This window comes from Allobranchiibius sp. CTAmp26, assembly GCF_017565405.1.
Lineage (GTDB): Bacteria > Actinomycetota > Actinomycetes > Actinomycetales > Dermatophilaceae > Allobranchiibius.
The window spans coordinates 148,667-165,106 of sequence record NZ_JAGEKR010000015.1; the positions used below are offsets into that span (position 1 = coordinate 148,667).

General features: G+C 65.4%; 22 protein-coding genes. 16 read left to right on the forward strand and 6 right to left on the reverse strand.

Features of this window, described 5'->3' with window-relative positions; genetic code table 11:
- Positions 1-5 precede the first annotated feature (5 nt).
- The gene (ftsE, locus tag J4030_RS11220) at positions 6-809 is read right to left on the reverse strand and encodes a cell division ATP-binding protein FtsE (protein WP_208049306.1); all 804 of its coding nucleotides are present in this window, start codon (positions 807-809) and stop codon (positions 6-8) included.
- A gap of 150 nt (positions 810-959) precedes the next feature.
- On the opposite strand from ftsE, the gene J4030_RS11225 reads away from it, so the two are divergent.
- Positions 960-1,286, forward strand: coding sequence for a thiamine-binding protein (locus J4030_RS11225; RefSeq protein ID WP_208049307.1), 327 nt, complete (start codon positions 960-962; stop codon positions 1,284-1,286).
- Positions 1,287-1,290: 4 nt separating this feature from the next.
- On the opposite strand, the gene prfB is transcribed toward J4030_RS11225, so the two are convergent.
- Entirely contained in the window at positions 1,291-2,409 is a 1,119-nt protein-coding gene (prfB, locus tag J4030_RS11230; protein ID WP_208049308.1) for a peptide chain release factor 2, read from the reverse strand.
- A gap of 175 nt (positions 2,410-2,584) precedes the next feature.
- Here prfB and J4030_RS11235 point away from each other — a divergent pair, with 175 nt between their 5' ends.
- The 4 genes from J4030_RS11235 to J4030_RS11250 all read left to right on the forward strand — a co-directional run bounded on the left by J4030_RS11235 (position 2,585) and on the right by J4030_RS11250 (position 5,982).
- Positions 2,585-3,100 carry a hypothetical protein gene (locus tag J4030_RS11235; protein ID WP_208049309.1) on the forward strand — a complete coding sequence of 172 codons (516 nt, stop codon included), beginning with the start codon at positions 2,585-2,587 and terminating at the stop codon, positions 3,098-3,100.
- Positions 3,100-3,279 (forward strand): hypothetical protein, encoded by a 180-nt coding sequence (locus tag J4030_RS11240; RefSeq protein WP_208049310.1) that lies wholly within the window; start codon positions 3,100-3,102, stop codon positions 3,277-3,279. Before J4030_RS11235 ends, J4030_RS11240 begins: the two co-directional genes overlap by 1 nt.
- A 127-nt stretch (positions 3,280-3,406) precedes the next feature.
- Complete coding sequence (locus tag J4030_RS11245; RefSeq protein ID WP_208049311.1) at positions 3,407-5,302, forward strand: histidine kinase; 1,896 nt, start codon at positions 3,407-3,409, stop codon at positions 5,300-5,302.
- Positions 5,299-5,982, forward strand: coding sequence for a response regulator transcription factor (locus tag J4030_RS11250; protein ID WP_208049312.1), 684 nt, complete (start codon positions 5,299-5,301; stop codon positions 5,980-5,982). Before J4030_RS11245 ends, J4030_RS11250 begins: the two co-directional genes overlap by 4 nt.
- Before the next feature lie 25 nt (positions 5,983-6,007).
- Here the strand turns inward: J4030_RS11250 and J4030_RS11255 are convergent, their stop codons facing one another.
- From J4030_RS11255 to J4030_RS11270, 4 genes are read right to left on the reverse strand one after another with little or no spacing between them, the layout of a single operon-like run.
- Positions 6,008-6,484 carry a pilus assembly protein TadG-related protein gene (locus tag J4030_RS11255; protein WP_208049313.1) on the reverse strand — a complete coding sequence of 159 codons (477 nt, stop codon included), beginning with the start codon at positions 6,482-6,484 and terminating at the stop codon, positions 6,008-6,010.
- A gap of 5 nt (positions 6,485-6,489) precedes the next feature.
- Positions 6,490-6,900: a pilus assembly protein gene (locus J4030_RS11260; protein ID WP_307864662.1), complete on the reverse strand. Its 411-nt coding sequence runs from the start codon at positions 6,898-6,900 to the stop codon at positions 6,490-6,492.
- Positions 6,901-6,956: 56 nt separating this feature from the next.
- Positions 6,957-7,370: a TadE/TadG family type IV pilus assembly protein gene (locus J4030_RS11265; RefSeq protein WP_208049315.1), complete on the reverse strand. Its 414-nt coding sequence runs from the start codon at positions 7,368-7,370 to the stop codon at positions 6,957-6,959.
- Entirely contained in the window at positions 7,370-7,561 is a 192-nt protein-coding gene (locus tag J4030_RS11270) for a hypothetical protein (protein WP_208049379.1), read from the reverse strand. The genes J4030_RS11265 and J4030_RS11270 overlap by 1 nt, the downstream gene beginning before the upstream one ends.
- 108 nt (positions 7,562-7,669) lie before the next feature.
- On the opposite strand from J4030_RS11270, the gene J4030_RS11275 reads away from it, so the two are divergent.
- From J4030_RS11275 to J4030_RS11325, 11 genes are all read left to right on the forward strand, one after another.
- Positions 7,670-9,175, forward strand: a complete 1,506-nt coding sequence (locus tag J4030_RS11275; protein WP_208049316.1) for a recombinase family protein — start codon at positions 7,670-7,672, stop codon at positions 9,173-9,175.
- A gap of 491 nt (positions 9,176-9,666) precedes the next feature.
- Positions 9,667-10,005 (forward strand): hypothetical protein, encoded by a 339-nt coding sequence (locus tag J4030_RS11280; RefSeq protein ID WP_208049317.1) that lies wholly within the window; start codon positions 9,667-9,669, stop codon positions 10,003-10,005.
- A 66-nt stretch (positions 10,006-10,071) separates the two neighbouring features.
- The gene (locus tag J4030_RS11285) at positions 10,072-10,410 is read left to right on the forward strand and encodes a hypothetical protein (protein WP_208049318.1); all 339 of its coding nucleotides are present in this window, start codon (positions 10,072-10,074) and stop codon (positions 10,408-10,410) included.
- Complete coding sequence (locus J4030_RS11290) at positions 10,407-10,901, forward strand: hypothetical protein (RefSeq protein WP_208049319.1); 495 nt, start codon at positions 10,407-10,409, stop codon at positions 10,899-10,901. The genes J4030_RS11285 and J4030_RS11290 overlap by 4 nt, the downstream gene beginning before the upstream one ends.
- Before the next feature lie 78 nt (positions 10,902-10,979).
- Positions 10,980-11,192 (forward strand): hypothetical protein, encoded by a 213-nt coding sequence (locus tag J4030_RS11295; protein ID WP_208049320.1) that lies wholly within the window; start codon positions 10,980-10,982, stop codon positions 11,190-11,192.
- A 415-nt stretch (positions 11,193-11,607) separates the two neighbouring features.
- A complete protein-coding gene (locus J4030_RS11300; protein WP_208049321.1) occupies positions 11,608-11,985 on the forward strand; it encodes a hypothetical protein in 378 nt (125 codons plus the stop codon).
- A gap of 160 nt (positions 11,986-12,145) precedes the next feature.
- Entirely contained in the window at positions 12,146-13,657 is a 1,512-nt protein-coding gene (locus J4030_RS11305) for a terminase large subunit domain-containing protein (protein WP_208049322.1), read from the forward strand.
- A complete protein-coding gene (locus tag J4030_RS11310) occupies positions 13,654-15,054 on the forward strand; it encodes a phage portal protein (protein ID WP_208049323.1) in 1,401 nt (466 codons plus the stop codon). Before J4030_RS11305 ends, J4030_RS11310 begins: the two co-directional genes overlap by 4 nt.
- A complete protein-coding gene (locus tag J4030_RS11315; RefSeq protein WP_208049324.1) occupies positions 15,051-15,668 on the forward strand; it encodes a hypothetical protein in 618 nt (205 codons plus the stop codon). The genes J4030_RS11310 and J4030_RS11315 overlap by 4 nt, the downstream gene beginning before the upstream one ends.
- Positions 15,661-16,086 carry a hypothetical protein gene (locus J4030_RS11320; protein ID WP_208049325.1) on the forward strand — a complete coding sequence of 142 codons (426 nt, stop codon included), beginning with the start codon at positions 15,661-15,663 and terminating at the stop codon, positions 16,084-16,086. The genes J4030_RS11315 and J4030_RS11320 overlap by 8 nt, the downstream gene beginning before the upstream one ends.
- 9 nt (positions 16,087-16,095) lie before the next feature.
- Positions 16,096-16,320: a hypothetical protein gene (locus J4030_RS11325; RefSeq protein WP_208049326.1), complete on the forward strand. Its 225-nt coding sequence runs from the start codon at positions 16,096-16,098 to the stop codon at positions 16,318-16,320.
- The last annotated feature ends 120 nt before the right edge of the window (positions 16,321-16,440 follow it).

Sequence of the window (16,440 nt, forward strand, 5' to 3'; positions counted from 1 at the left end):
GCCGCTCAGCGATCTGCCGGCGAGCCGGCGACGGTCGTCGGGTCCTCGGCGGGTCTGCGTGCGGGACGTCCCGGACCTCCGGGGCTTCCCGCGGGCCGGGTCCGGCGCGCCGAGGTCGGCGCGAGCATCTCGGCGTACCGCCCGTTCTGCTCGTCGCGGATGACGGTGCCGCCGCGCAGCTCGATGACGCGTTTCGCGAAGTTGTCGACGATGCCCTGATCGTGGGTGGCGACCACGACGGTGGTGTTGGTCTTGTTGATGCGGTCGAGCACCTTGACGATGTCCTCGCTGATCTCCGGATCCAGGTTGCCGGTCGGCTCGTCCGCCAGCAGGATCGGCGGCTTCTTCACCACGGCCCGCGCGATGGCGACCCGCTGCTGTTCGCCACCGGACAGTTCGTGCGGCATCCGGCGTGCCTTGCCCTCCAGACCGACGAGCTCGAGGGTCTCCGGCACCAGCTGCTTGATGACGTGCCGCTTGGCGCCGAGCACCTTCAGCACGAACGCGACGTTCTGGTAGACGGTCTTGCCGTCGAGCAGCCGGAAGTCCTGGAAGACCACGCCGATCTCGCGTCGCAGCATGGGCACCCGCCGGTCGGGCATCGCGCGCAGGTCCTTGCCGGCGACCAGGATCTTGCCGCGGGTGGCGACGAGCTCACGGGTGGTCAGCTGGATCAGGGTCGACTTCCCGGAGCCGGACGCACCGACCAGGAACGCGAACTCGCCCCGGCCGATGTCGAGCGAGACGTCGTCGAGAGCCGGCGCGTCGTTGGCGCCGTACTTCATGGTGACGTTCTCGAAGCGGATCATGCGCGGGGGTGGGGTCCTTCGGTGTTCGGCTGCGACGGGGCTGGCAGTGATGGCATGGTTGGTGGGACTGGCGTGGCCCTTCGCGGCCGAGATTATGCCGCCGGCCGCCCTTCGCCGAGCAGACTCGCCGACTGCGCATACCGTGAACGCATGCTCTTCGCCTTCTCCGTCGCCCCGTCCACCACCGACGACCCGGACGGCTCGGTGAGCGCCGCGGTCGCGGACGCGATCCGCGTCGTTCGCGAGTCCGGCGTGCCGCACCGCCTGGATTCGATGTTCACCACTCTGGAGGGCGACTGGGACCAGTGCATGCCGGTCATCAAGGCCGCCTGCGACGCGGTGGCGAAGCACAGCCCGCGGGTCAGCCTGGTGGTCAAGGCCGACCTACGGCCCGGGTACGACGGTCAGCTCGACGCCAAGGTCGCCCGGGTCGAGTCACGCCTGACCGCTACGGACCGACCCGGCCCGCCCGAGTGAGGGGTCAGGCGTTCTCCGCCTCGCGCTCCCCGGTGCGCTTCCAGCGGATGCCGGCCTCCATGAAGCCGTCGATGTCGCCGTCGAAGACGCCCGCGGTGTTGCCGACCTCGTGGTCGGTGCGCAGGTCCTTGACCATCTGGTACGGGTGCAGCACGTAGGAGCGCATCTGATCACCCCAGCTGGCCTTGATGTCGCCGGCCAGTTCCTTCTTCTCCGCGGCCTCCTCCGCCCGACGCAGCAGGAGCAGGCGTGACTGCATCACGCGCAGGGCGGCGGCGCGGTTCTGGATCTGCGACTTCTCGTTCTGCATGGAGACGACGGTGCCGGTCGGGATGTGCGTCATCCGGACCGCGGAGTCGGTGGTGTTGACCGACTGGCCGCCGGGGCCGGAGCTGCGGAAGACGTCGATCTTGAGTTCGTTGTCGGGGATCTCGATGGCGTCGGTCTGCTCGATGAGCGGCACCACCTCGACCGCGGCGAACGAGGTCTGCCGGCGGCCCTGGTTGTCGAAGGGGCTGATCCGCACCAGCCGGTGGGTGCCGGCCTCGACCGAGAGGTTGCCGTACGCGTAAGGCTCGTTGACCTCGAAGGTCGCGGACTTCAGCCCGGCCTCCTCGGCGTACGACGTGTCCATCACCTTGGTCGAGTAGCCGTGGCGCTCCGCCCAGCGCAGGTACATGCGCAGCAGCATCTCGGCGAAGTCGGCCGCGTCCACCCCGCCCGCACCGGAGCGGATCGTCACGACGGCGGCGCGCTGGTCGTACTCCCCCGACAGCAGCGTCTTGACCTCGAGCTCGCTGACGGCCTTCTGCAACGACCGCAGCTCCCGCTCGGTCTCCTGCACGGCGTCCTCGTCGCTCTCCTCCATGGCGAGCTGCACCAGGATCTCCAGGTCGTCGATGCGCTGGTCCATGGTCTCGATGCGCTCGAGCTCGGAGTTGGCGCGCGACAGCCGGCTGGTGACGGCCTGGGCGTGCTCGGGGTCGTCCCACAGGTCGGGGGCGCCGGACTGCGCTTCCAGGTCCTTGATCTGCGCGCGGAGGCTGTCGAGGTCGCTGACCTCGCGCACCGACCCCATCGTCGTACGCAGGTCCTTCAGTTCAGCGGGAAAATCGACAGCCACAACAGGTCAGCCTACGTGCTGGTCGGCGATCGGCCGTTTCGACCGTTGAACCGCCGGTCCGCGGTCGCTCGGAGTGGGGACCGGTGTCCCTGGTCGCCGGGACGTCGGGCGCTCGATCGTTGGCGCAGCGGGCCGCACGGTCCGTCGCCCACGACGATCACGCCTGGAGACACAGATGACCGGATCCACCCAGACCGCGACGGTTCTCGACCCGACCGTGCCGCGGCTCGACTCCGACCCGACCCGCGCGCTCCGCGCCGCGACGACGACCGTGCTCGCTGTCGCAGCACCCGTGCTGTTCACGTTGAGCAACGTCGCCCTCCCCGACCTCGGCGGTTCCACCGCCAACGTCGTGGCCCACATCCCGGCGGTGGCGGATCGACTGCTCGCCGTGCACCTCGTCTACGCGCTCGCCTCGCTGCTCCTCGTGCTCCTGGCGGTCGCCCTGTGGCGCATCGACACGCGCCGGGGTGCCGTCCTTCGGTATGTCGGCGGCGCGTTGTTGATCGTGGGCGGGATCAGCAACGCCTTGGGCGAGGTCGTCGACGGCTACCTCGCCTGGGGCATGCATCACGCCACGGTCGACAGCGCGGCGCAGGTGCGTGTGCTCGACTTCCTGACAAGTCCACTGCCGCCCTGCCGATCTCGTTCGTCGCCATCCCGGTGCTGTCGCTCGGAATGCTCTTGCTGATGATCGGCGTCCTGATGGCCCGGGTCGTGCCTTGGTGGCTCTCCGTCCTCACCATCGTCGGGGCTCTCGCCTCCGGCACGGTGGGCGTGGGCGTCGCGTCGCTGGTGGGACTGATCTGGTCTCTGGCCGCGGGCGCCGTGGTCATCCTGGTTGCCCGCACCGGTCCGCGTTCTGCTTGACCGGGTCAGACTCCCGCTCCCATCCTGGGCTATGTCGATCGCGTCCGCCGTGAGGCCCCGTCACCGTCGGGGCCTCGCGCTGACGTGTACCGTCATCCCGGCCGCGCTGGCGCTGACGGGGCTGGTCATGTCCCTGAGCAGGCCGAGCTTCGACGACCTGGTCACCGGGCACGAGATCGGCGACGCTGCACTGGCCGTCGCGTGCGGTCTGGTGGCAGCCCTCATCCTGGTACGGCGACCCCGCCACTCGGTCGCGCTCTTGTTCGCCGCGGTCGGGATCACCGCAGGGTTCGGATTGCTCTGCTCCGGCCTCGCCGACGCGGCACGGCCCGCACAGGTCGGCTACCGGTGGGCCATCTGGCTGTCGGAGTGGTCGTGGGTCCCGGGCCTGCTGCTGATCGTCACCGTGTTGCCGTTGGTGTTCCCGGAAGGGACCGAACAGCTTTGGCAGCGTTGGCTGTTGCGGGCCGAGCTGGTGCTGATCGCGGCGGTCACCGTGGGCCAGGCGCTGTCGACTCCGCTCCACAGCGGGCCGCACTCGACGATCGCCAACCCCGTCGGGGTCCCCGGCGCCGACATCGCGACCGGTGTGGCACTCGTCGGCGTGCTGGGCTGCTCCATCGCCTCGCTCGTCGTGCTGATCCTCAGGATGGTCCACGCCGACCAGCGGGGCCGTCGCCAACTGTTGCCGTTGTTCGCCGCCGGCGTGGTCGTCGTTGTCGCGTTTTCCATCGCGGGCCCGCTCGGAACTCCCGGCGTCGTCCTCCAAGACGCGTGCTTCCTGCTGATCCCGGCCGCCGCGCTCCTGTCGGTGCTGCGACTGCGGCTGTACGACATCGAGCTGGCGATCGGACGCAGCGTCACCTGGGCCGCGTTGTCCGGCGTGCTGATCGGGGTCTACGTGCTCGTGGTCCAGGTGGCCTCGACCTGGCTCCATGTCCACGGCCGGCTCGGGTCTGTCATCGCGACCGCCGTCATCGCTCTCGCATTCGGACCCGTCCGCGGCCTGTTGCAGCGGTGGATCGGGCACTGGCTCTACGGCGACCGAGGCGACCCCTACGCGGCGCTCGCGCACACGACGCAGGTGCTCTCGGGCGGCGCGGACCCGCTCGGTGCGCTCGAACGGGCCGCCGAGGATCTCGCCTACCGACTGCGCAGCCCCGGGGTGCGAATCCTGCGCAACGGCGTGCTGCTCGTCGGTCGCGCCGACGGGCGCGCGGCGATCGCAGTCCCTCTGCGGTCCGGAGCCGTGGAGGTCGGACGGCTGGAGATCAGCCCGCGCGCGCCCGGGGAGACGTTCTCGCGCGCCGACGAACGACTTATCCTCGACCTGTGCGCGCCCCTGGCCAACGCCGTCGCCGCCGTCGGTCTCACCGACGAGTTGTCGACTTCGCGCGAACGCCTCGCGGTCGCCCGCGAGGCCGAGCGCCGGCGGGTGCGGGGCGAGTTGCACGACGACGTGGGCCCGTCCCTGGCCGCGGCCGCGCTGCAGGCGCAGACCGCGCGACGCCGCCTGCAGCGCGACGACACGGCAGGCGTGGACGACGCGCTGACGGTCCTGAGCACCACCATCGCGCACGCCGCGAGCGACCTGCGCAGCGTTATCGACGCGCTCGGTCCCCGGGCCCTGGAGGATGTCGGCCTCGCCGACGCGGTGCGGTCGCTGGCCTGCTGCGACGGGGCACCGAGGGTCGTCGTGGACGTCGAGGACTTCGATCCGGTCCTGCCGGTCTTCGAGGTGGTGGCCTACCGCGTGATCAGCGAGGCCCTCACCAACGCCCACCGCCACGCGCAGGCCAGCGCCATCAATGTGCGGCTGCGGGTCGAGCAGAGCCTGCTCGACCTCGCGGTCTGCGACGACGGCATCGGGGGTGCGGCCAGCCGACCGGGAGGCCTCGGCATCCATTCGATGCAGGCGAGGATCGAGGAACTCGGCGGCAACTTCAGCCTCGAATCGACCGCAGGTCTCGGGACGGCCGTGCGAGCGCGCCTGCCCATCGCGGCGGCGGAGGTCTCCCGATGACGGCGACCGCTCACGCCGACGCTCGCGCGTCCGTGGTCGTCGTCGACGACCACCCGGTGTTCCGGCACGGACTGGTGGCGTTGCTGGCCGAGGACGGTATCGACGTACTCGCGCAGGCCGGCACCGTGGCCGACGCCCTGGCCTGCGTCGCGACGCATCGGCCCGACGTGGTCATCATGGATCTGCACCTTGCCGACGGCTCGGGGGTGGAGGCCACTCGCCGCATCACGGCCGAGTTCCCGACGGTCGCCCTGCTCATCCTGACGATGGACGGGACGGACGCCGCGACCATGGCTGCGCTGCGCGCCGGCGCCCGCGGCTACCTCCTGAAGGAGACGGCGGCCGAGTCCATCGCCAGCACCGTGTTCGCTCTGGCCCGCGGCGAGTTCGTGCTCGACAGGCACCTCGCCGACCGCATTCCCGGGATCCTCAGCCGACCAGGACAGGGTCCCGCGGTGGCCGGCTTTGACGGTCTCACTGCGCGCGATGTCGAGATTCTTCGCCTGGTCGCACAGGGCCTGAGCAACGCCGAAATCGGCCGCCGGATCTTCCTGGCGGAGAAGACCATCCGCAACAACGTGAGCGGCCTGCTCGCCAAGACCGGCCTGCCCACCCGCCCGGCTTTGATCGCGTTCGCGCGCGACCACGACCTTGGTAAGAGCGCGACCGAACACCCGTAGCGGACGGCCAGCTGGTCCCCGCCGATCAGGGGTCGACGTCCGAGCGGGCCTTGGCCTGCACGGTGATCGTCACGTCGCCGCCGACGGCCTTGAGCAACCCACCGAAGAGCGGCGGGTGCACGGTGCCGCTCACCCTGACCACAGCGGTCCGCCCGTCCGGCGAGCCCGTGCCGTCGACGACCGCCCAGCCGGCCACGTGAGCAGGCAGCTCCTGCGCGGCGAGCTCGCGCCGAGCGTCCACCTCCACCGAATCGCTCGACAGGGCAACGGTGCTGCCGACTCCGCCGCGGTAGATCGCACCCTTGTCGGCAGCATCCGCCGCATCGAGCGCCGCGGCGTCGGCCGCGTCGAGCATGTGCACCCTCGCCAGCTGGATGCTCGTGACGTCGGCCCCGCCCATGATGAGCAGTCCGAGCAGCGCGAAGAGACCCGCGCACAGGATGATGATCCGTCCCCGGTCGGCGCGGTCCTCCCCCAGCCGACGGCGCAGCGCGTCAACCATCCGAGTCACCGCGCAACCCCTTGCGCACCGAATCGGTCGACGGGCTCGACGTGTCGGGCATGCAGGTGCACGGTGCTCGGTACCGCCGACCGCAGGAAGTCGGGGATGAAAGGGAGGTCGACACCCAGATCGGCGGACGCCCCGACCGTCGCTCCGCGCGTCAGGCATGGTTGTGCTGAACACGTCAGCGAGATGTCCCCGCGGTCGGTGAATCCTTGATCGGCGAACGCGAGTCGGGCTGCCGCACGGGCGCGGCCCATCCCGGCGCCGTCCGAGGAGGCGGTGACGTAGGCGCGGGTCGACTCGCGGGCGGCCTGCGTGACGGCGTACGCGCCCGCCTGCAGTCGAGCGAGCGCGATGACCAGGTAGAAGACCGGCATCGTGATCAGGATCCCGACCACCACGAACTCGATCACCGCGCTGCCCCGATCTGCCCGACCGAGACGTGCCCGCAAGCGGGCCGCGCACCGCATCACTGCCGCTCCTCGTACGCGTGCGCACTCACGTCCAGGCTCTGCGACGGGCCGAACGGGCCGACCACGGGCAACGGCGCCCGCACCCGTACGACGACCACCGTGACCCCGGCGCGTTGCTCCACCGACGCCGTCACATGCCGCGCGTACCGGGAGGACACCGATGACCCGATCAGATCCCTGGCCCGTTGGGCACCCGCCCCCGGTGACTCGTCGGCGCGTGCGCCGTACCGGGCTCCTTCAGCCGCGTCGGCGATCAGGGTGTTGCGTACGAAGAGCGAGAACCCCACCTGGAAGGCAGCGAGGAAGAGCAGCACGACCAGCGACCCGACCATCGCGAACTCGGCCACCGCCGATCCCCGGTCGGTGCCCGGTGAGCGAAACCGGTCGCGGACGGCCGCGACCGCGGTCATCAGCCCTTGACGGAGTTGATGGCGTTGCCGAAGAGGGAGGTCAGCTGCGGCTGCGCGAACTTCCACAGTGCCGTCACCAGCCCGGCCGTCATCAGCGTGATGAGCACCCACCCGGGCACGTCACCGCGTTCGCGTTCATCGGCCATCCGGGAGGGCGCCTCGATCAGGCGACGGGTGAGCCGGTCGGACATCCTGGACAGTGATTTCATGGCGTTCCCTTTCATCGGTGACGTGCGTTTTCAGAGATTGAGGCTGCTGAGGCCGGGATAGATGGCGAATGCATAGGTATAATTAGAGGCATGACCTCAGCTATGTACCTCCGCCACAGCAGCGCCGACAAGGGCGACAGCATCGCCGGACAGCGAGCACTGTGCCGAGAGTGGTTGGAGCACAACGGTATTGAGGACGCTGCCGAGTACAGCGAGGACGCTACGAGCGCCTACAAGAAACGCATGCTCGACCGTCCGCAGTGGTCCGAACTGGAGGCAGCTATCCGCACCGGGCAGGTGACTCATGTCGTCGCAAGGCACATCGACAGGCTGACGCGCTCCATGACCGACCTAGAGCACCTGGTGCAGCTCGTGGAGGCGACAGGCGTCCGGTTGTCCACGGTGTGGAGCAGCGACCTTGACCTCAACTCACCAGCGGGTCGGCAGACAGCGCGCATCCTGGCATCGGTGGCACAAGGTGAGAGCGAGACAAAGAGTCAGCGCATCTTGGCATCAAAGGAACGTGCGCGCGCCGCCGGCCGCGCTAGTGGTGGACCTCGCCCGTTCGGCTACACAAGTGCGTCAGGTGACCTAGTAGACGCTGAGGCGGTACTTGTCCGTCAGGGACTACAGGATGCCCTTGACGGGCTCTCAGCGCACTCCATCGCCCGCAAGTGGGATGCCTCAGGCGTGCCGTCCGCCCGTGGCGGTCAGTGGCACGTCAAGACGGTCAAGGGCGTACTTACGCGATGGCGCAATGCTGGGCAGCTTGAGCACAAGGGCGAGCCGGTAGGTGAGGCGCTCTATCCAGCAATCACCGACCTTGAAACGGTGCAAGCTGTGCGCGCCGTGTTGCTGGACCCATCCCGCGTTAAAGGCGTCTTCGGTGCGGATGGCGGTCCGAAACCCACAACGCTCATGAGCGGGCTAGCACTCTGTGGAGCGTGCGGGTCGCCCATGAAGGCGCGTCGGATGGATGACGGCAAAGGTGCTCGTGTCGGGGCATACACATGCTCCGCGCGATCGTGCAATCTGACGATACGGCGTGAGTTGCTCGACTCTGAAGTGGCTAGAGCCATGACTCGGTTCTACATGGATGCCGACGTGAGCGACCTCGCACCGTCCGATGCCGACCGGGCGGAGTACGTACGTCTACAAGGTGAGCGCGGCGAGCTAGAGACCGAGCGCGCGGGCATCATCGCCATGATGAAATCCGGCTCTCTCAGGGCGGCTGAGGCTGCCGACGTGCTGGGAGGCATCGAGGACCGACACAGCGCCGTAGAAGCCGTTACGGAGGCTCTGTCACGACGGTTTGCTCTGGCTGCATCGATGGCTGCACCGATCAGCGAGACAGGACGTGTGGACCTCGATGCAGCGACCGCGATCCGGACCCGATTCGATGCCCAACACTTAGACCTGAGGCGTCGCCAGGTGCAGCAGGTGTGGATCGTGACGGTGCGGTCACGGCACTACGCATCGGGCTATGGACTGGGAGAAAAGTTCAAGCAGCAAGCGCGACTCAAATTCGATTGTCTGCCTCGACCGGCAATGTCTTTCGACAACCTGACGGAGCTAACGACGGTTGAGTATGACTGAGTGACAGAACTGGTGCCCGACTAGGCATACAAAGAGTATTATGGACGATGCTGTTATAGACAGCAGAACACCCCGCCCATCTTTGGCAGACCAGGCAGGGTGTTCTTAAAATCGCTCCTCGAAAGTTTACCATGGTACAACCCAAAGTACAATCGACACCGGGTAAGCATCGCTGTACTTATCTATGCCTCCATAACTCCGACCCCTCTCACTACGATGAGCAACTTGTAAAGAGTAGTAGGAAGAGTCACACAGTTGAGTCGTACACAAGACTTGTAGAGACGTACGACGAAGTAGCGACGTTGGACTACAAGGTGTGTGCAAGACTCCACGCTCTCAACTACTGCTCATCACTACGGTGTATCGAGCATGGCGGCTATAACGTCAGACGTAGGCAGCGTGGTCTAGTCCTCAGCGCGCAGCGCTCGCACTACGTGTACGCCTATACGGAGCACGTAGCTACCTCTGTCGAGTCCTATGACCGTAGAGCCGTGCACGCGTCGTTCAGTCGGCAGTTGGCGTCATGGCGCAAGGCGAAGGAGCGTCACGCACTCCTCGCCTGGGTACCTGAGATTTCTCCCCTCACCAACACTGTGCATGTCCATGCAATTATCCGCACATCGCATGCACTCAACGTAGATGCGTTCGATGCGGATGTCCGCCTTCTAGGGTCCGCTGACGAGGTGGGCGCGTGGTGCACCTACATCCTCAAAGACCTCAGCGACGTTGCAACGCGCATGGGCGCCCTCAGCCTTGGTGGCCTGGACACGATGCACAGTTTTTATGGTCCTGGTGGGCTCAATCAGATTTTGAAACACACAACTTCGTGACTACAAGCATCTAACTCATCCGACTGACCCGCCAGGGTCGAGTGCCAAGGTTCCGATACTTCTGGCATGAACATCCGTAGTCATCTCACGCAGCGAGCCACCATCACCCGTGGCACGCTCGACTCTGCCACGGGTCAGTTGAGTTGGTCAGAAGTTTATTCGAAAATTTCTTGCTTCGTGGCTCTCGAAAAGTTTGCCAGCGACGAGTCACAAGTTCGCGACGATACTGCGAAGCGGCGCGCCGTCCTCATCACCGGGCCGAGCACGGACATTCGTCCCGATGACCGCGTCGCCGTCGTGGGTATCCGCCCGTCGAGGTTCATCGTCCTTGCGGCTAGCGGGGTGCAGTTCGATTTCCGAGGCAGCGCCGACCATTACGAATTCCAACTCATCGAGGCACCATGACCGATACAACCACGAGCACCACACCAATTTACGAAGCGCGCACCGCTGCCGATACCGCGTGCACACGTCTACGCGACCCGCTGAGCGCCGTAGGCATCAAGTTGTGGGTCAAGTACGCACCGTTCGACATCGCAGGCTCAGGGGATGCGTACGCGGTGTGCCTCGAAGCGTCCGATGGCTGGCAGCGCGATCAGTGGCACACCGGGGTACGTCACGCGATCCTCGTGATGAACTTCTACGCCGATCATCAACGTGACGCAGACCACCGACCTGTCGCCCTCAACGCGCACTCACGAGCACTCGCGATGTACGAGCGATGCGACACCCTGCTGGATCTCCAAACCTCTGACACATGGACCGAGGTTGTCACATCACGACGTCAGGGTGAACCTCAGTTGTTCGACGTGCCGGACGGCGACGGTGCCGTGATGCTGTCCGCACGTTACGAACTGGCGTTGTTCAACTCCAATGGTTCAGATGTGGTGGTCTAAGTGTTGGGAGAATCGAAAAACACTCAGTCAGTTGAGAGTTGGCAACGCAATGTTGACCTGTCCCTCACGTGCTTCCGAGTGCTCGAAGCAACCATCCGCGATGACAGCGAGGCCATGATCACGACGCTCGCACCCGAGCACGACGGCGATCTTCGGATGATGGTGGCGTGGCTGGCCCTGCGGGTGAGCACCTACATCGAGGCAGAGGCGGGCAGCACAGATGCCGCTCTCGCAGCCGTTGAGGCCAGCAGACAGCGTGCACTGGAGCTACTCGTAGAAGGCCCGTCATGAGCGAGCCAGCGATGCTGACACCGTGCTTGTTGTGTGGCACCGCAGCAGCGTGCACAACGGGCAGGTGCGATCCATGCAGGCGTGAGCACAACAGGAGCAAGGCACGCGGCATCACACGTACACGCGCAAACAGACCAGACAGGCAAGGCCCACGTGCCGCCGAGTGGCGCAACCTCAGCCGTGTATGCCGTGCACTACAGCCGTGGTGCTCACTGTGTCTGCGCACTGCCGACCAACTTGCTGAGCACGAGTCTCTCCAACTCGATCACCAACCGTCGGCGTTCAGCAAGTACGTGACCAACGAGCGACTGACCATCGGAGACGTACAAGTGCTATGTGACAGATGTAATCGCGAGTTGGGCAGCGCACAAGTTGGCAGTGAACGTCACAACGTGTGGCTGAAGGAGTGTGCAGCATGACGCACCAAAATTTTTCGAGTGACATCGCACGCATGCGCGCGTGGTTCGACACGGTTCCTCAGCAGCGAATCGACGAGACGAAAGTCGAGATTCGCCGGATCGCAGACGAGTACGCGATCCACGTGGCAGCGCACTTGCCGGTTGGACCATCGCACCGCAGGGACGTCGTAGCGGGGACCTTGAAGGCCAGCGAGAAGGCGTACGTCAACGAGAGCCACGACCGCATCGAGGCGCGGGTCGAGGTCGGCGGCGGTACGGACTACTGGCAGTACGCACAAGCGCGCGAGGAAGAGAAAACGTTCTGGCACAACTCGGACGAGTACATCGACCGCATCGAGCGCGCCATCCGCGATGGATTCGAGGACCGCACGTGATGTTCAAACATGTTGGAATTGAACAGGATTCGACCCCAGGGGCAGGATCCCGCCCCCGGCAAGGGGTTTCCGACCGCCAGGGTTTCCCCTTCACCGACTAACTCATCGCAACTGCCACCACATCCAACACAAACCAACATCTGAACGGAGGTCACACCGCATGACGACACTCGAATTTGTAGAGCAGGTGCCCGCCATTTTCGACGGTGTGACCGCTGGGCCGAAGCGCGCACGGACGATGAGCGCGCTGGATCTCTCCGACCTGCCGTCCGCCCGTGACTGGCACCGGGTCAAGGCGTTCGCGGAGAAGTTCTTGCTTACCCCAGCCGGCAAGGGTGCGTTGCAGCCGGTGTCGTTCATGCCGTGGGAGTTGCGGTTCCTGCGAGGCATCTTTCCTGCCAAGGGTGCTCGCCCGACGCAAGGAGCGCTGGTCTGTGGCAGAGGCAACGGAAAAAGCTTCCTTGCGAGCGTCATCCTCTGCTACCTCCTGTACGCCGATGAGACAGTCAGCCCTCAGTTGTCCGTTGTCGCGAAGGACATCCGCCAAGCGAACCACGTGTTTATGGCGGTGCACCGCATGATCGCCACGAGCCCGGAGCTACTGGAACGAACCAAGCTGCACGCGGACCGCATCGTGACGCCGTTTAACAACGGGCTGGTGCAGCCGTTGCCGTCCGACGAGGGCGCGTTGCAGGGTTTCGGCGGCACGTTCGTGGTCGATGAGCTCCACGTCGTCAACGATGCCGTGTGGGCCGCTGCACTGTTCGGGGCGACGAAATTGCCGGGGTCGCAGGTGCTCGCGTTCAGCACCCCGCCCGCGTCGTCTGACTCGGTTCTGTGGAGGTTGGCCGATCAAGCGAAGCTGTCACCGTCCAAGGATTTTTACTACCAGGAGCACAGCGGGGACGCGTCTCACCCGATCACGTGCCGCCACTGCGAGAAGGCTGCCAACCCTTCCCTGGGCACCCTGCTTACGCGCGACATGTTGGCTACCTCGCGCAAGTCGAGCCGGGAATCTGACTACCGCAGGATGCGGCTCGCAACGTTCACCGATAAGACCGACGACGTGTGGCTGTCCTCCAAGGACATTGAGCCGTTGCTCACGGACGAGAAGATTTCGCTTGGCGCAAAAATTACGCTCGCGCTCGACGGTGCCGTGACCGATGACACGACCGTGTTAGTTGGGTGCACCGTGGAGGAAGTTCCGAAATTGGAGCTCTTGGCCGCGTGGATTCCGGCCGAGCAGGACGACGGGTACCGCACCGACCCGGAAGCCGTGATGAACGCGGTCCGCAAGTTGTGCAAGTCGTACAACGTCGTGGAATTCGTCGCTGACCCGGCGCACTACGAGTTGCCGCTGTCGATACTTACCAAGGAGGGATATCCGACTGTCCTCTACCCGCAGAACGACTCGCGCATGGGAGGACCAACCATCACGATGTACCAGCGAATTCGAGCAGGCACCGTCAAGGTTGTCCGGGATGAGGTTTTCACCTCCCACTTTCTCAACTGTCACTTCACCGAGACGCCGCGCGGCGGGAAGGTCCACAAGGGGCCGAAGCGCGAGAAGAAAATTGACGGCGCGGTCGCGTCCATCATGGCGATGACTAGAGCGCTCTACCACGACAGCCAGCCGGTCCAGAAACCCGCGCAGGTGTGGGGGTTCGCATGAGTGAAACTGTCCTAGAGGTTGTGTCTCGCCTGTCGAAAAAAGTTGACCAAAGCCAGTTTCTCGCCCGTCCGCTGTTGGACAGGTACGACGGTGAATCGCCGTTGAGCTACTTGTCACCTGAGGCACGGAAGGCGTTGGGCGATCGCCTGCAACGGGTCTCGGCGAATTTTTGCAAGGTCGCCGTCGATGAGTTGAGCCAGCGCATGCGCATCGTCGGGCTAAGCGTTGGTGGGCAGACCGACGCTGACCTGTGGGCTAACTGGCGACGTAGTGGCATGGTCGCGGGTGCAGGTCACGTCACGAAGGGCAGTCTCATCGCTGGTCGTGCCGCCGTGTCGGTATGGTCTCCTGACGGCTCTGTGCCAGTCGTACGACCCGAGTCCGCGTTGCAGTGCGCATGGACCGCTGATCCGCTGACAGGGCGTTGCACAGAGGCGTTCAAGCGCTGGTATGACCGCCCATCGGGCAGAGTGCGCGGTGCGCTCTACTTGCCCGATCGCACTTTCGTCTTGCAGTCCCGCGCGAGCGTGCCGGACGCGACGATCCCCAACGCATTGCCACCTAACGTGATGGTGCCGCCCGATGGCTGGGACGTACTGGCGGAGGTTGTCAACCCGCTAGGCGTGCCATTGCTGGTCCCGATCACGAACGCACTCACCACCGAAGCTGTGGAGTGGGGCGACTCCGAGATGTCCCCCCTCATGGCAGCTAACGACCTACTAGAAAAGTTTCTGACGGATGCGGCTGTCGGTAGCGAGTACACCGCCCGCCCGCAGAGGTACGCGACAGGGATCGCGGCCCTCCCGCAGGACGCAAATGGCAACGTTGCCAACCCATTTGACGAGAAAAATCGCACCTGGATCGCGGGCGAGGGCGATGTGAAGTTTGGCTCTCTGCCAGCGGGCGACGGTGCCGCGTACGACCGGCTCATCTCACAGGTTTTGCAGATCATCGCGGGTCTGTCCGGTCTGCCCGCGAACGTGCTCGGTGTTGGTCACCACAACCCGACCAGCGCCGAGGCGATCGTGACCTCTGGTCTGACCCTGACCAGCCGCGCGGAGGATCGGTGCGTCATCCACGACACGGCGTGGAGCCTGATCGTGGCAATGCAGGTCGCCCTACGGGACGGTGGCTCACCCCTGAACGTGGACGCCTCCGTGATCCGCGCCGACCCGCGTTATTCGTCCGAAGCTGCCGAGGCAGATTCCATAGTGAAGCTAAGGGGTGCCGGTTTGCTATCCCGCGCTGCCGCTCTCCGTCGCCTTGGATACGCGCCCGAGGAGATTGCTGAGATTCAGCGGGACGCAGCCTCAGAAGCCGTGTATGCGTCTCTCGCAGCGAGCACCACGCCGCAGCTACCTAGTCCGCCGGTCGCGCCGATGGGTGGTGCCGCGTGATTACCGTCGTGCCAGCCCCGCCGAAGCAACGACCGCCCATTGCACCTGTCGGTGCTCCCACGTTCACGTTCGCGCAAGTTCCGCAGCGAGTTCGCGCAGTGTCGCCCGTCGTTCCGATCCTTGCGTCGTGGGCATCGGTGTCCGCAGGGCAGAGCACACGAGACCAGTTCATCGAGACCGCGTGCAACGCGCTGCACGTTTCGAGAATCGTGGTCCAGCACATCGCCCACGTGACCGTTGCCGCTGTCGCGCCAGCGCAGCCGGTAGCGGGCCGTGTCATTGACGACTACCGCGACCGCGACGCCGCCTCACTGCGCACCGTCACCGAGACCCCAGAGGTTGCACAAGCACGCATCGAGAGGTTCGTCACTTCCACGTTGGAGCAGTACGGACGTGACGAGCTGATCGACATCTCGGCGGATTTCGGCAGCTCCGGGTGGATTTGGCGCACCGATTCCGACCCGTGTGACTACTGCGCGGAGCGCGAGGGGCAGCACTACGACCTAGGCGACGAGTTCCGCGATCACCCCAACTGTGGGTGCTACCCAGAGCCCGTGTTCGACCTTGGATACAGCGACCATGCACACGACAAAGCAGGAGCATCACATGAGTGACGACGCGACAGACACCGACACAGCAACCCAGACAGACGAAGGCACGCAGGAGGGCCAGGAAGACGCCGCTACGACGTTCGACCTTCCGTACGTGCAGAACTTGCGCCAGGAAGCCGCAACGAATCGCGTAGCGGCCAAGGATGCGACTGAGCGCGCCGACGCCCTATCCACACGAGTGCGCGAGCTAGCGATCACCGTCCACGCGGGCGACATGTTGCAGGACAGCACCGACCTGCCGTGGTCCGAGGACCTGGCCGACGAGGGCGGGATGCCCGACGCCGACAAGATTGCCGCAGCCGCCGAAGCATTCATCAAGGTTAAGCCGCACCTAGCCCGTGCACGGGGCGACGTACAGCAGGGTTTCCGCGACGACGGCTTAGCAAATATTTCTCTAGTGGAGGCCCTCCGCAGCGCGTAACCTAAGGGCATGAGCGATTTAGACGACCTTGCTAAGCAGTTCGGCTGGAAATGGGTGGGGACAGGCGAAAGAGCGCATTTAGTTCTATGGATTGACGGCGACCAGGAAAACCAGGTTCCCATCACGCACGATATGGCCGAGTCTCAGACCGTCTTGTGGGCGATACGTGACGGACAGACGAGCAGCAAGGCAGTGGGGGACGAGGCGTACCGAAAGCACGTCAACAAGCGATAAAACAGCCACCCCCGGTAGCCGCAACGCATGCAACGGCCGCCGGGGGTTTCTCACGTCCGATACTTCTAGTGAGGGCCAGGTGCCCCACTAGAGCGTAGGGCCGGGTGCTCCACGCAGTGA

Excerpts from the sequence above, each read along its gene's own strand:
- ftsE (WP_208049306.1), bottom strand. The coding sequence starts at position 809 with ATGATCCGCTTCGAGAACGTCACCATGAAGTACGGCGCCAACGACGCG.
- J4030_RS11225 (WP_208049307.1), top strand. The coding sequence starts at position 960 with ATGCTCTTCGCCTTCTCCGTCGCCCCGTCCACCACCGACGACCCGGAC.
- J4030_RS11235 (WP_208049309.1), top strand. The coding sequence starts at position 2,585 with ATGACCGGATCCACCCAGACCGCGACGGTTCTCGACCCGACCGTGCCG.
- J4030_RS11240 (WP_208049310.1), top strand. The coding sequence starts at position 3,100 with ATGATCGGCGTCCTGATGGCCCGGGTCGTGCCTTGGTGGCTCTCCGTC.
- J4030_RS11245 (WP_208049311.1), top strand. The coding sequence starts at position 3,407 with ATGTCCCTGAGCAGGCCGAGCTTCGACGACCTGGTCACCGGGCACGAG.
- J4030_RS11250 (WP_208049312.1), top strand. The coding sequence starts at position 5,299 with ATGACGGCGACCGCTCACGCCGACGCTCGCGCGTCCGTGGTCGTCGTC.
- J4030_RS11255 (WP_208049313.1), bottom strand. The coding sequence starts at position 6,484 with ATGGTTGACGCGCTGCGCCGTCGGCTGGGGGAGGACCGCGCCGACCGG.
- J4030_RS11265 (WP_208049315.1), bottom strand. The coding sequence starts at position 7,370 with ATGACCGCGGTCGCGGCCGTCCGCGACCGGTTTCGCTCACCGGGCACC.
- J4030_RS11270 (WP_208049379.1), bottom strand. The coding sequence starts at position 7,561 with ATGTCCGACCGGCTCACCCGTCGCCTGATCGAGGCGCCCTCCCGGATG.
- J4030_RS11275 (WP_208049316.1), top strand. The coding sequence starts at position 7,670 with ATGACCTCAGCTATGTACCTCCGCCACAGCAGCGCCGACAAGGGCGAC.
- J4030_RS11285 (WP_208049318.1), top strand. The coding sequence starts at position 10,072 with ATGAACATCCGTAGTCATCTCACGCAGCGAGCCACCATCACCCGTGGC.
- J4030_RS11290 (WP_208049319.1), top strand. The coding sequence starts at position 10,407 with ATGACCGATACAACCACGAGCACCACACCAATTTACGAAGCGCGCACC.
- J4030_RS11300 (WP_208049321.1), top strand. The coding sequence starts at position 11,608 with ATGACGCACCAAAATTTTTCGAGTGACATCGCACGCATGCGCGCGTGG.
- J4030_RS11305 (WP_208049322.1), top strand. The coding sequence starts at position 12,146 with ATGACGACACTCGAATTTGTAGAGCAGGTGCCCGCCATTTTCGACGGT.
- J4030_RS11310 (WP_208049323.1), top strand. The coding sequence starts at position 13,654 with ATGAGTGAAACTGTCCTAGAGGTTGTGTCTCGCCTGTCGAAAAAAGTT.
- J4030_RS11320 (WP_208049325.1), top strand. The coding sequence starts at position 15,661 with ATGAGTGACGACGCGACAGACACCGACACAGCAACCCAGACAGACGAA.
- J4030_RS11325 (WP_208049326.1), top strand. The coding sequence starts at position 16,096 with ATGAGCGATTTAGACGACCTTGCTAAGCAGTTCGGCTGGAAATGGGTG.